Annotated in this window: 11 protein-coding genes; 2 read left to right on the forward strand and 9 right to left on the reverse strand. The window is 64.0% G+C overall.

All coding sequences use genetic code 11. The features are described from left to right. Positions 1–9: 9 nt before the first annotated feature. From IAE39_RS21620 to bioB, 9 genes are all read right to left on the reverse strand, one after another. Complete coding sequence (locus IAE39_RS21620; protein WP_201206356.1) at positions 10–1,788, reverse strand: acyl-CoA dehydrogenase C-terminal domain-containing protein; 1,779 nt, start codon at positions 1,786–1,788, stop codon at positions 10–12. Between the two features lie 123 nt (positions 1,789–1,911). After that, complete coding sequence (locus IAE39_RS21625; protein WP_201206358.1) at positions 1,912–3,195, reverse strand: GGDEF domain-containing protein; 1,284 nt, start codon at positions 3,193–3,195, stop codon at positions 1,912–1,914. 278 nt (positions 3,196–3,473) lie between these two features. Beyond that, complete coding sequence (locus IAE39_RS21630; RefSeq protein ID WP_201206360.1) at positions 3,474–5,279, reverse strand: phenylacyl-CoA dehydrogenase; 1,806 nt, start codon at positions 5,277–5,279, stop codon at positions 3,474–3,476. Positions 5,280–5,565: 286 nt separating this feature from the next. Continuing rightward, positions 5,566–5,862: a pyrroloquinoline quinone biosynthesis protein PqqE gene (locus IAE39_RS21635; protein WP_201206362.1), complete on the reverse strand. Its 297-nt coding sequence runs from the start codon at positions 5,860–5,862 to the stop codon at positions 5,566–5,568. Between the two features lie 231 nt (positions 5,863–6,093). Continuing rightward, positions 6,094–6,774 (reverse strand): dethiobiotin synthase, encoded by a 681-nt coding sequence (gene bioD, locus IAE39_RS21640; protein WP_201206364.1) that lies wholly within the window; start codon positions 6,772–6,774, stop codon positions 6,094–6,096. A 10-nt stretch (positions 6,775–6,784) separates the two neighbouring features. Continuing rightward, entirely contained in the window at positions 6,785–7,603 is an 819-nt protein-coding gene (bioC, locus tag IAE39_RS21645; RefSeq protein ID WP_201206366.1) for a malonyl-ACP O-methyltransferase BioC, read from the reverse strand. After that, the gene (locus IAE39_RS21650) at positions 7,596–8,327 is read right to left on the reverse strand and encodes an alpha/beta fold hydrolase (protein WP_201206368.1); all 732 of its coding nucleotides are present in this window, start codon (positions 8,325–8,327) and stop codon (positions 7,596–7,598) included. The genes bioC and IAE39_RS21650 overlap by 8 nt, the downstream gene beginning before the upstream one ends. Next, positions 8,320–9,492 (reverse strand): 8-amino-7-oxononanoate synthase, encoded by a 1,173-nt coding sequence (gene bioF, locus IAE39_RS21655; RefSeq protein WP_201206369.1) that lies wholly within the window; start codon positions 9,490–9,492, stop codon positions 8,320–8,322. Before bioF ends, IAE39_RS21650 begins: the two co-directional genes overlap by 8 nt. Position 9,493: 1 nt before the next feature. After that, positions 9,494–10,552 (reverse strand): biotin synthase BioB, encoded by a 1,059-nt coding sequence (gene bioB, locus IAE39_RS21660; RefSeq protein ID WP_201206372.1) that lies wholly within the window; start codon positions 10,550–10,552, stop codon positions 9,494–9,496. Between the two features lie 89 nt (positions 10,553–10,641). Between bioB and IAE39_RS21665 the strand changes: the two genes are divergently transcribed. Then, positions 10,642–11,373, forward strand: coding sequence for a ComF family protein (locus IAE39_RS21665; protein ID WP_201206374.1), 732 nt, complete (start codon positions 10,642–10,644; stop codon positions 11,371–11,373). Positions 11,374–11,532: 159 nt separating this feature from the next. Then, a complete protein-coding gene (locus IAE39_RS21670) occupies positions 11,533–12,297 on the forward strand; it encodes a TOBE domain-containing protein (protein ID WP_201206375.1) in 765 nt (254 codons plus the stop codon). The last annotated feature ends 173 nt before the right edge of the window (positions 12,298–12,470 follow it).

The raw sequence follows: 12,470 nt of genomic DNA on the forward strand, positions 1-12,470 counted from the left end.
CAAAAATCGTCAGAACTGCTCAGCATCCAGCAGGTACAACGACTCACTCCCCGCCTTCACCGAAGCCACCAGCGAATCCACCCGTGGCAGCAACCGCGCAAAGTAGAACCGCGCCGTGCCCAGCTTGCCGGAATAGAACGCCGCATCCCCCTCACCCGCCTGTGCCGCCCGCGCCATCAGCGCCCACATGTAGCCATAGGCGACATAACCAAAGGCATGCAGGTACTCGACCGAGGCCGCGCCAATTTCATTCGGGTTGCCCTTGGCCTGTTGCAGCACCCATTCGGTCAGCCCGTCGAGCTGGTCGAGCGCAGCGCCCAATGGCGTGGCAAATTCATTCAGCTCGTTGCTGGCGCTGGCAACGAACTGGCGAATCTCGTCAGAGAACAGCTTGTAGTAAGCACCACCACTGGCCACCACCTTGCGCCCCATCAGGTCGAGGGCCTGGATGCCGTTGGTGCCTTCGTAGATCTGGGTGATGCGCACATCACGCACCAGTTGCTCCTGGCCCCACTCACGGATGTAACCATGCCCGCCGAACACCTGCTGGCCATGCACGGTGCACTCCAGGCCCAGGTCGGTGAGGAAGGCCTTGGCCACCGGCGTCAGCAGTGCTACCAGTTCTTCGCTGCGCTTGCGCACGCTGGCGTCTTCGCTGTACTTGGCACTGTCCAACTGCATGGCGACGTAGGTGGAGAAGGCGCGGCCACCCTCGATCAGCGCCTTCATGGTCAACAGCATGCGGCGCACGTCCGGGTGCACGATGATCGGGTCGGCAGCCTTGTCTTTGGCTTGCGGGCCGGTCGGGGCACGGCTTTGCAGGCGGTCGCGGGCGTATTCCACGGCGTTCTGGTACGAGCGCTCGGCCGAGGCCAGGCCCTGGATGCCAACGCCCAGGCGCTCGTAGTTCATCATGGTGAACATCGCTGCCAGGCCCTTGTTCGGCTCACCGACGATGTAACCGACGGCTTCGTCGAAGTTCATCACGCACGTGGCCGAAGCCTGGATACCCATCTTGTGCTCGATCGAACCGCAGGTGGCCGGGTTGCGCGCGCCCAGGCTGCCATCATCGTTCACCAGATACTTCGGCACTAGGAACAGCGAAATGCCTTTCGGCCCCGCCGGTGCATCCGGCAGCTTGGCCAGCACCAGGTGGATGATGTTCTCGGTCAGGTCGTGCTCGCCACCGGTGATGAAGATCTTGGTGCCGCTGACTTTGTAGCTGCCGTCGGCCTGCGGCTCGGCCTTGGTGCGGATAATGCCCAGGTCGGTACCGGCGTGCGGCTCGGTCAGGCACATGGAGCCGGCCCATACGCCAGCGTACATGTTCGGCAGGTACTTTTCCTTCAGCGCTTCGCTGGCGTGGGCGTTGATCGACAGGCAGGCGCCGGCGGTCAGCATCGGGTACAGGCCGAAGGCCAGGCTGGAGGCATTGACCATTTCCTCGACCTGCGCCGAGATGGCCTTGGGCATGCCCATGCCGCCGAACAGCGGGTCGCCGCCCACGCCTACCCAGCCACCTTCGGCGTAGGTGTTGTAGGCCTCGATAAAGCCGGCCGGCGTGCGTACCGCGCCATTGTCCCAGTGGCAGCCCTCTTCATCGGCCGCACGGCTGAGCGGTGCGATGGTCTTGGCGGTAACCTTGCCGGCTTCCTCCAGTACAGCCATGGCCGTGTCGACGTCGACAACCTCGGCCAGCGCGGGCAACTGCGCCCACTGCTCGGCCACGTTGAAGACTTCATTCAGTACGAAGCGCATGTCGCGCAGGGGCGCTTTATAGTCAGCCATGACAACCTCTCGCTAGTCGGGTCGGGGCAGTCTCGGGGACCGCCACACTGGGGTTGCTTGCAGTGTAACCGAACAACTTTTACGAGACATAGGGTCATCACTTGACCGCATAGTCTGCTTCGGTCACGCCATGCGAACAGCACCGCGCTGCGATTGTTGCCCATGCACCATGACACAATTGCGCCCTGCGCCCTTGGCGCTGTACAGCGCCTGGTCGGCGGATTTCAGCACCGCTTCGGGGTTGCGATGATCGACCTGGCGCTCGGCCACACCGATACTGATGGTGACCGACACCGTGCCGCCGCTGCTGCCCGCGCGGCGTTGCCGCCCGGCGCTATCGTCCTGCGGGCGGTTGGGCTGGTCGCGCAGGTGCATCACGTAGTTGGCGATCACCTCACGCACGGCCTCCACGTGCGGCACGCACTCTTCGGCAGTCTTGCCGGCAAATACCAGCGCAAACTCCTCGCCACCATAACGGTAGGCGCGACCACCACCGGTGACCTTGGACAAGCGGCTGGCAACCAGGCGCAGCACCTGGTCGCCGACGTCATGCCCGTGGGTGTCGTTAAATTTCTTGAAGTGGTCGACGTCGGTCATGGCGATCACATAGTTACGCCCCAGTCGCTGCATGCGCTCGTTCAACGCACGACGACCCGGCAAGCCGGTCAGTTCGTCACGGAAGGCCATCTGGTAGGCCTCGTGCGCCACGGCTGCGGCAATCATCAGCATCACCTGGCTGCACATGATGTTCAGGGTGAACGGCAGGATGAAGGTTTGCGGCAGCATCCAGAAAATCCCCAGCAGGCCGATCAGCTGCGCGGCGTGCAACGGCCGCGGGGCACGCAGGTATTGCACCACCAGCAGGATAAACACCACTAAGAACAGCGGGTAGACCATCTGGATCAGGCTCATCCACTGGCCATGCAAGGCCGGCCAGCGAATCTCTGCCAGCCAGGTCAGCAGCGCTTCGGGGTAGCTCTGCTCCAGGGCTATCGCCACGCTGCCCACGGCGAACAGCACGGCGCCGCGGGCGACCAGGTCCTGCAGCAGGTGGGTACGCTCCTGCCAGGCGCCATAGAGGCCGAACAATGCAGGCAGCAGCAGACACACCAGGTGGAAGATCACCGCCGCGTCCTCGCGCACGCGGCCATGGTCACGGTAGAAGTCGGTCTGGGTATCGAGCAGGTAGTAGGCGATGTACACCGTGAGCATCAGAAACAGCTCACGCTGGCGGCGGTACACCGCGCAGTAGGCACCGCCCAGCAGCAGCACCAAGGTAGGCAGGACATTGAACAGCGATGTGAAGAAGACACTGAGGTCTCTCACATAAGCTGCGGCGAGCCCTGCCAGCAACAGGAACAGCGAAGGCAGGAAGTGGCTTGCGCGAACAGCGTTAAGACGAAACAAGGGTAATCTCCAACCCGGCAGATCAATGGTGGCATTGTGCCCTTACTTCATCGGCAGCGCACATGAACAGTTGAATATGCGGTTGGATAAAGGAAATTGCGGCCTGTACACGGTCCCTGTGGGAGCGGGTTTACCCGCGAAGAATGCGACGCGGGGTATGGCACCGGCTTCGCCGGTGTTCGCGGGTAAACCCGCTCCTACACGGATCGCGTGCAGATACCACAATAAAAAACCCGCCTGCCGGTGAGGGCAGGCGGGTCTTGAGTACAGCGGCTGAATCAGTACGACAGACCGAAGTTTTCCTCGTCCATCGCCATCAGGTTGTTGGCACCCGACAGCATGGTCGCCACATGGGTACGGGTACGCGGCAGGATGCGCTGGAAGTAGAAGCGCGCAGTCTGCAGCTTGGCGGTGTAGAACGCCTCTTCGCTGGTGCCGGCGGCCAGCTTCTCGGCGGCCAGGCGGGCGATGTCGGCCCAGAAGTAGGCCAGGCAGGCGTAGCCGGAATACATCAGGTAATCGACCGAGGCCGCCCCCACTTCTTCACGGTCCTTCATGGCGGCCATGCCCACTTTCATGGTCAGCTCGCCCCACTCCTTGTTGATCGCGGCCAGTGGCTCGACGAACTCCTTGAGCGTTTCGTTACCTTCCTGCGCCTGGCAGAACTTGTGCACGATCTTGGTGAAGCCTTTCAAGGCTTCGCCCTGGGTCATCAGCACCTTGCGGCCGAGCAGGTCGAGGGCCTGGATACCGGTGGTGCCTTCGTACAGCATCGAGATACGGCTGTCGCGCACGTTCTGCTCCATGCCCCACTCGGCGATAAAGCCGTGGCCGCCGTAGATCTGCACGCCGTGGTTGGCCGCTTCGAACCCGACTTCGGTCATGAATGCCTTGGCAATCGGGGTGAGGAACGCCAGCAGGGCGTCGGCCTTCTTGCGCTCTTCTTCGTCCTGGCTGTACTTGACGATGTCCACCTGCTTGGCGGTGAAGTACACCATCGCACGGTTGCCTTCGGCGAAGGCCTTCATGGTCAGCAGCATGCGACGCACGTCCGGGTGGACGATGATCGGGTCGGCAGCCTTGTCCGGCGCTTTCGGGCCAGTCAGCGAGCGCATCTGCAGGCGCTCACGGGCGTACTTCAGGCCACCCTGGAACGCCACTTCGGCGTGGGCCAGGCCTTGCAGCGCGGTACCCAGGCGAGCAGTGTTCATGAAGGTGAACATGCAGTTCAGGCCCTTGTTGGCCGGGCCGATCAGGTAGCCGGTAGCGGCGTCGAAGTTCATCACGCAGGTGGCGTTGCCGTGGATGCCCATCTTGTGTTCGATGGAGCCGCAGCTCACGCCGTTGCGCTCGCCTACGCCGCCTTCGGCGTTGGGCAGGAACTTCGGCACGATGAACAGCGAGATACCCTTGGTGCCGGCCGGGGCATCCGGCAGGCGGGCCAGGACGATATGGACGATGTTGTCGGCCATGTCGTGCTCACCGGCCGAAATGAAGATCTTGGTGCCCGACACTTTGTAGCTGCCGTCGGCCTGTGGCTCGGCCTTGGTGCGCAGCATGCCCAGGTCGGTACCGCAGTGTGGCTCGGTCAGGCACATGGTGCCGGTCCATTCGCCGGACACCAGCTTGGTCAGGTAGGTGTGCTGCTGCTCGGCAGTGCCGTGCGCAGAGATGGTGTTCATCGCGCCATGCGACAGGCCTGGGTACATGCCCCACGACCAGTTCGAACCGCCGACCATTTCGCTCAGGGCCAGGCCCAGCGACTCTGGCAGGCCCTGGCCGCCGTGTTCGACGTCGTGCGCCAGGCTTGGCCAGCCGCCTTCGACGAACTGCTCGTATGCCGCCTTGAAGCCGGTTGGGGTTTTCACACCCGATTCGCTCCAGGTGCAGCCTTCCTGGTCACCCACGCGGTTCAGCGGCGACAGCACCTGCTCACAGAACTTCGCGCCTTCTTCAAGGATCGCGTCGACCATGTCGGGCGTTGCGTCCTGGCAACCCGGCAGGCTCTGATAGTGCGCCTCGTAACCGAGCAGCTCGTCGCGAACGAAGCGGATATCACGCAAGGGGGCTTTGTAATCAGGCATTGCGATGAACCTCTAGGTGAGTTCTGTGGGGTGACCCGCGCTTGGCGCGCCGTCGATCAAACAGTTGTTTGAAACTTACGTTTAGCTCCGGCTTATGTCAAGGAGGGACTATGGTGCCATTTACGCCACGAAAAATGGCAAAACTGCCAAGGCATGGCAAGATCCCCTGTGGGAGCGGGTTCACCCGCGAATAGGCCCGCCCAGAAAATAGAGGTGTCTGGGCGGACGCATTCGCGGGTGAACCCGCTCCCACAGGGATTGCGGTAGGTTCGGGAGAGCCGCCGAATCAGGCGTAGGTATCGATGATCCGGCCGAGCATTTCGTCGGATGCCTTGACGACCTTTGCGCCAAGTTCGACTTCGGTCTTGCCCACCGCCTGTTGCACGAGGCTGGTGGCCAGGTCCATCTGCTGGCTGCGGTCGACCGCACGCAGGCGTTCGGCCTGAAAATCGCTGGACTGGCTGGTGGCAGTGCGTTCGGCAGTGGTGTTGGCGATCTGGCCGGCGGCCTGATCGACGCGGTGCTGGCCGGCCTGGATAGCGCTCAGGCCCGCGTAGTAGGCGGAGCTACCGGTGATTTCCATGTCAGGACTCCATTGACGCTGGATGACGGACTGGCCCCAATTAAAGCAGGGCAGCCGCGAAAAGGCCCGTTTAAATCGCTAATGGCTCGGTGCCAGTTGATAGGCCTTGGGTATTCCTGGGCCGGCCTATTCGCGGGTAAACCCGCTCCCACAGGTACCGTACAAGTTTCAAAGGTTGTAGAGATCCTGTGGGAGCGGGTTCACCCGCGAATAGGCCAGACCTGCAAACCACTAATCCAGCAAATCCAGCTGCAAATGCTCAGCCACCATGTCGGCACTGGCCTGCTTCAGCTTGGGCACCCGCCCCAGGCAAGGCGCCGGCAAGCGCTCTGCCAGGCTGGCCAGGTTCTCTTCCAGCCGTGAAGTGCGCGGCTCGATGATATTCGCCACCCAACCCGCCAACTGCAGCCCATCGCGCTCGATCGCCTCGGCACTGAGCAAGGCATGGCTGATACACCCCAGCCGCACCCCCACCACCAGAATCACCGGCAACTTCAGGGCCACCGCCAGATCTGACAGGTTCTGCAGCCCCGACAGCGGCACACGCCAGCCACCCGCGCCTTCAACCAATGTGAAATCGGCATTTTGTTGCAGCACATTGCGCATAGCCGCCAGCAGCTCTGGCACTCCCAAAGTCACCCCCGCCTCGCGCGCCGCCACATGCGGCGCAATCGCAGGCTCGAAGGCAAATGGGTTGACCTGCTCATACGGCAGCTTGATCGTGCTTTCATCGATTAGCGCCTGCGCATCGCTGTTGCGCAATCCTTTAGCTGTCATCGTGCAGCCAGAGGCCACCGGCTTGGCGCCCAGTGTGCTCATGCCCTGCAAGCGCGCCGCATGCAGCAGCCCGGCGGCGATGGTGGTCTTGCCGACGTCGGTATCGGTACCGGCAATGAAATAGGCCTGGCTCATTTCGCTCCCCTTACGCCTGTGGCTTGCGCAACACACCATAGACCACCTGATAGGTGGCTGGCAGCCCCGCAGGCTGGCGAAATGCTTCATAGGCCTGCAACAAGCCCTGCATACGGGCCCGCCCGGTGAGACCGGAAGGGCGGCCGGGGTTCAGGTTGTGCGCACCCAACGCCTTCAGTTCGTGGGTCAGGCTGCGTACATCCGGGTAGTGCAGCACATGCGGGCAGCGCTGCAGCTCAAGCTGTTCGAAGCCGCTGGCGGCACACAGGCGCTGGTAGTCCTCGAAACGGCGGAAGCGGTTTACATGCACCAGGCCATCCACCGCCTGCCAACTGGCACGCAGTTCGTCGAGGGTACCTACGCACAGGCTGCTGAAGGCGAGTACACCACCCGGGCGCAGCACGCGCAGCACCTCGGCCAGCACACTGGCGAACTGGTCGCACCATTGTACGGCCAGGCTGGTGAACACCAGGTCGACGCTGGCATCGCGCAATGGCAAACGCTCGGCATCGCCGGCCACGTGGTAGTGGGCACCACTGTGTTCATTGCGGGCATGGCGCAGCATGCCTTCGGCGATATCCACCGCCACACCGCTGGACTGGGCGAAGCGTTCGGCCAGGATGCGGCTGAAATGGCCGGTACCGCTGCCCAGGTCCAGCCAGCGCGATGGCTGCAAGCCTGCCGGCAATTGCCCCAACAGGCTCAAACCCACGGCGCGCTGCAACGCGGCCACGCTGTCGTAGCTGGCTGCAGCGCGGGAGAACGAAGCCGCAACCTGGCGTTTGTCGGGCAGTGCGCCGGGCAGGGTCGGACGGGAAAGGTCAGTCATCGCCACTCTCATGCAGGAAACTCTTGATGCCCGCCGCCAGCTCCTGCGGGTACTCCAGCAGGAACGCGTGGGAACTGTCTTCGACCAGGCCCACTTCCACATCGGGCAGCAGCTCGCTCAAGGCCTTGGCTGCCTCGGCCGGCACCAGCGCATCGCTGCCGGCGAACAGGTGCAGTTGCGGGCCGCCGTAGGCCTGCAGGGCTTCGCGGGTATCCAGCTTGGCCAGCACTTCAAGGCCAGTGGCAAGGTACAGTGGGTCGGTGTCCGGTACGCCGACACCCAGCTGGCGCAACAAGGTTCGCGGTTGCTGGGCGCCATCGCTGCACAAGCTGCGAAAGCGTTTCAGGGTGACTTGGGTATGGCTGCGGCAGCCGTCGAGGAAGGTGCCGAAGGTGTCTTCGGCCATGCCATGCGGCCAGTCGCCACGGGTAACGAAACTGGGGTTGCTGGCCAGGGTCAGCAAGCCGCAGCAGTGGTCGCCACGCTTGTGTGCCAGAGCGCTGGCGAGCATGCCGCCCAACGACCAGCCGCCCAGCCAGACATCGCCGGGCAGCTTGCGGTCGAGGTGCTCAAGCCAGGCCTCGACATCGCTGTGGGGCAACTCCGGCAGGGGCATCAGCTCGACCTGCAGGCGGGCATCCTGGGCGCGCAAGCTGGCGGCCAGCGGTTCCAGTGAAGCAGTGCCCAGGCCCCAGCCGGGCAACAGTACAAGACGATTACGCATCGGCGTTCTCCAACTGTGGATAACACTCGGCCAATGCATTCAACAATAGCTGCACCTGCGCCTGGCTGTGTGCGGCGCTCAGCGTCACCCGCAGACGGGCACTGCCCGCCGGTACAGTCGGCGGGCGAATGGCGGTGACCAGCAAGCCGCGCTCGCGCAACATGCGCGACAGGCGCAGGGCCTGCGCGCTGTCGCCAATCACGATCGGCTGGATCGGTGTGGGGCTGTCCATCAGTTCCAGGCCGATCTGCTGCGCGCCTTCACGGAACTGGCGAATCAACGCGGTCAGGTGCTCGCGGCGCCAGCTTTCGCGGCGCAGCAGCTCCAGGCTCTTCAGCGTCGCGCAGGCCAGTGCCGGTGGCTGGCTGGTGGTGTAGATGTAGGGGCGGGCGAATTGCACCAGCGCCTCGATCAGTTCCTCGCTGCCGGCAACAAAGGCACCGGAAGTACCGCAGGCCTTGCCCAGCGTGCCGATCAGCACCGGCACGTCATCCACGCCCAGGCCAAAGTGCTCGACGATGCCGCCGCCCTGCGCGCCAAGAGTGCCAAGGCCATGGGCGTCGTCGACCATCAGCCAGGCGCCACGGGCACGGGCGACATCGGCCAGCGCTGGCAGGTCGGCGAGGTCGCCGTCCATGCTGAACACACCGTCGGTCACCACCAGGGTATTGCCGACCGCCTTATCCAGGCGGCTGGCCAGGCTGGCCGGGTCGTTGTGCAGGTAACGGTTGAAGCGGGCACCACTGAGCAACCCGCCATCCAGCAGCGAAGCGTGGTTCAGGCGGTCTTGCAGCACCGTGTCGCCCTGCCCCACCAGCGCGGTGATGGCGCCCAGGTTGGCCATGTAACCGGTGGAGAACAACAGCGCGCGCGGGCGGCCGGTGAGTTCGGCCAACGCCTCTTCCACCTGGTGGTGCGGCGTGCTGTGGCCGATCACCAGGTGCGAGGCACCACCACCGACACCCCAGCGCTCGGCGCCGGCCTGCCAGGCGGCGATCACCTCGGGGTGATTGGCCAGGCCCAGGTAGTCATTGCTGCAGAAGGCCAGCAAGCGCTGGCCGTCGACCACCACTTCCGGGCCCTGCGGGCTTTCCAGCAGTGGCCGCTGCCGATAAAGTTCTGCGGCGCGCCGTTCGGCCAGGCGCGTCGCCAGGTCAAAGGCCATCTCAGGCCGACGCGGCGTTGTAGAACATCTCGCTGCTGCGCTGCTCGACCAGCGCCTGCTCGATGGCGGCCTGGTGCACTTCGTCGGCGTGCTCTTCACGCGCTTCAGGCTTGATGCCCAGGCGCGCGAACAGCTGCATGTCCTTGTCGGCCTGCGGGTTGGCAGTGGTCAGCAGTTTTTCGCCGTAGAAAATCGAGTTGGCGCCGGCCATGAAGGCCAGGGCCTGCATCTGCTCGTTCATCTGCTCACGGCCGGCAGACAGGCGCACGTGCGACTTCGGCATCAATAGGCGAGCCACAGCCAGCATGCGGATGAAATCGAACGGGTCGACGTCTTCTTCCTCGGCCAGCGGCGTACCGGCCACCTTGACCAGCATGTTGATCGGCACCGACTCCGGGTGCTCGGGCAGGTTGGCCAACTGGATCAGCAGCCCGGCGCGGTCGTCCAGCGACTCGCCCATGCCCAGGATACCACCGGAGCAGATCTTCATCCCGGCATCGCGCACATAGGCAAGGGTCTGCAGGCGCTCGCTGTAGGTGCGGGTGGTGATGATGCTGCCGTAGAACTCCGGCGAGGTGTCGAGGTTGTGGTTGTAGTAGTCCAGGCCGGCCTGGGCCAGGGCCTTGGTCTGCTCCTCGTCCAGCTTGCCGAGGGTCATGCAGGTTTCCAGGCCCATGGCCTTCACGCCTTTGACCATCTCCAGCACGTAGGGCATGTCTTTGGCCGAAGGGTGCTTCCACGCCGCGCCCATGCAAAAGCGGGTAGAGCCGATGGCTTTGGCGCGGGCGGCCTCTTCCAGCACCTTCTGCACTTCCATCAGCTTCTGTTTTTCCAGCCCGGTGTTGTAGTGGCCGGACTGCGGACAATATTTGCAATCTTCCGGGCAGGCGCCAGTCTTGATCGACAGCAGGGTCGAAACCTGCACGCGGTTCGGGTCGAAGTGCGCGCGGTGCACGGTCTGCGCCTGGAACAGCAGGTCATTGAACGGTTGCTGGAACAGCGCCTTGACCTCGGCCAGGGACCAGTCGTGACGTGTTGTTGCAGTTGTGCTGGCGCTCATCGGCGTTTCCTTGTTTAGGCTGAAGCAGGCGCCGGGACAGGAAAGCCCGCCAGCGCATCACGGATAGCTCGCATAGTCATGGAAGGCCTATGAACTGTCAACCTTACTGGAAAAAACTGGTTTACAAGTGCTCAATTATTAATCAGTCGTGTTTATTGTGTGATGAACCGGCCGGGCAGCACTACCCGCTGTGCATGGCCTGCGAGCAGGAACTGCCCTGGCTGGGCGATCACTGCCAGCATTGCGCGCTGCCCCTGCCCATGGCTGGCCTGACCTGCGCCCAGTGCTGCCGCCGCTTGCCGGCCTTTGAGCAGGTAATTGCGCTGTGGCATTTCGGCTTTCCGGTGGACACGCTGATCAGCCGCTTCAAGCACAACCGACACTGGTCTATGGGCCGGCTGATGGCCGAGTTGCTCGGGCAAGGGGTGCTGCACCGCTTTGCCGAGGGGCTGCCACGCCCCGACCTGCTGTTGCCTGTGCCCCTGGCCAGGCGTCGACTGCGCGAGCGGGGGTTCAACCAGGCGGGCATGCTTGGGCGCTGGCTGTCAGCGCAGCTGGGGGTACGTTGCGACGAAAGGTTGCTGCTGCGCACACGGGAGACACCTGCGCAGCAGCGACTGGATGCCAAGGCCAGGCGCCGCAATTTGCGTCAGGCCTTTGCGGTCATGGGTGAACTGACAGGCAAACATGTCGCTGTCGTCGATGATGTGTTGACCACCGGCGCCACCGCACAAGCGATTGCCCAGGTGCTGCGCAAGGCCGGGGCGCGACGGGTTGATGTGTATTGCCTGGCGCGTACGCCCAAGCCGGGGTATGTATGAGCGTGCGCATCGCTCTGTGTAGGAGCGGGGGGGGGGGGGGGGGGGGGGGGGGGGGGCGCGCCCCCGCCACAACCCGGGGGCCCGCTCCGCCCCCCTTTCGCCACACAAGGCCGCTCCTACACACTATCCACCCTCAGGCCCCACAACGACTGACTACCCATGCCCCTACCCACCCTCCTCACCCAGCACATCGCACGCCGCCCGCAGCGCATCGCGCTGCTGCAGCACATTGCCGAGCAAGGCTCGATCACCCGCGCCGCCAAGGCCGCGGGCATCAGCTACAAGGCCGCCTGGGACGCCATCGACGAGCTCAACAACCTGGCCAGCCAACCTTTGGTCGAGCGCAGCACCGGTGGCCGCGGCGGTGGCGGTGCACGGTTGTCGGCGGAGGGCGAGCGGGTGCTGCGCCTGTATCAGAGGTTGCAAGCGTTGCAGGCGCAAATCCTCGAGGCCGCTGAAGAGTCCAGCGACCTCGACCTGCTCGGGCGCCTGATGCTGCGCACCAGTGCGCGTAACCAGCTGCAGGGCCAAGTCAGCGGCCTGCGCCGTGAAGGCCGCTATGACCGGGTCAGCCTGGCGCTGGGTGGCGGGTTGGAGATCGATGCGCTGATTACCCACGACAGTACCGCGCGGCTGGAGCTGACGCTGGGCAGCATGGTGGTGGCGCTGCTCAAGGCAGGGTGGGTACGGTTGCTGGCGGAGGGGGAAGAGGCTGAAGCCGGGAGCAATTGTCTGCGGGCGACAGTTGAGGAAGTGCTGACAGATGTTGATGGGCCAAGTGAAGTCAGGTTGGCGCTGGGCAATGGGCAGACATTGTGTGCCATTGCCGAGGCCGATTGGCTGGCTGGGCAGCAAGTGGGGGATGGCAGCGCGGTGCGGGTGCAGTTTCATCCCTCTTATGTGTTGATCGGGGTTCCTGCGTAGCCTGGCCGCGCTGTGCGCGGTTCGCGGGTAAACCCGCTCCCACAAGCCCAATGTAGGCTTCACGTTCTGCACCATCCTGTGGGAGCGGGTTCACCCGCGAGAGGCCGCCACAGGTATAACGCTGTACCATGGGATCCATGCCGCTTACCCCCGGAGCCCCCATGTCCCACCCC

Source organism: Pseudomonas sp. S37 (genome assembly GCF_016658545.1).
Taxonomy (GTDB): Bacteria; Pseudomonadota; Gammaproteobacteria; order Pseudomonadales; family Pseudomonadaceae; genus Aquipseudomonas.

Bases quoted from the DNA above. Each gene is read 5' to 3' on its own strand.
- IAE39_RS21670 (WP_201206375.1), top strand. From the start codon at position 11,533: ATGCCCCTACCCACCCTCCTCACCCAGCACATCGCACGCCGCCCGCAG.
- IAE39_RS21630 (WP_201206360.1), bottom strand. From the start codon at position 5,279: ATGCCTGATTACAAAGCCCCCTTGCGTGATATCCGCTTCGTTCGCGAC.
- IAE39_RS21635 (WP_201206362.1), bottom strand. From the start codon at position 5,862: ATGGAAATCACCGGTAGCTCCGCCTACTACGCGGGCCTGAGCGCTATC.
- bioF (WP_201206369.1), bottom strand. From the start codon at position 9,492: ATGGCCTTTGACCTGGCGACGCGCCTGGCCGAACGGCGCGCCGCAGAA.
- bioD (WP_201206364.1), bottom strand. From the start codon at position 6,774: ATGAGCCAGGCCTATTTCATTGCCGGTACCGATACCGACGTCGGCAAG.
- IAE39_RS21650 (WP_201206368.1), bottom strand. From the start codon at position 8,327: ATGCGTAATCGTCTTGTACTGTTGCCCGGCTGGGGCCTGGGCACTGCT.
- bioC (WP_201206366.1), bottom strand. From the start codon at position 7,603: ATGACTGACCTTTCCCGTCCGACCCTGCCCGGCGCACTGCCCGACAAA.
- IAE39_RS21620 (WP_201206356.1), bottom strand. From the start codon at position 1,788: ATGGCTGACTATAAAGCGCCCCTGCGCGACATGCGCTTCGTACTGAAT.
- bioB (WP_201206372.1), bottom strand. From the start codon at position 10,552: ATGAGCGCCAGCACAACTGCAACAACACGTCACGACTGGTCCCTGGCC.
- IAE39_RS21665 (WP_201206374.1), top strand. From the start codon at position 10,642: ATGAACTGTCAACCTTACTGGAAAAAACTGGTTTACAAGTGCTCAATT.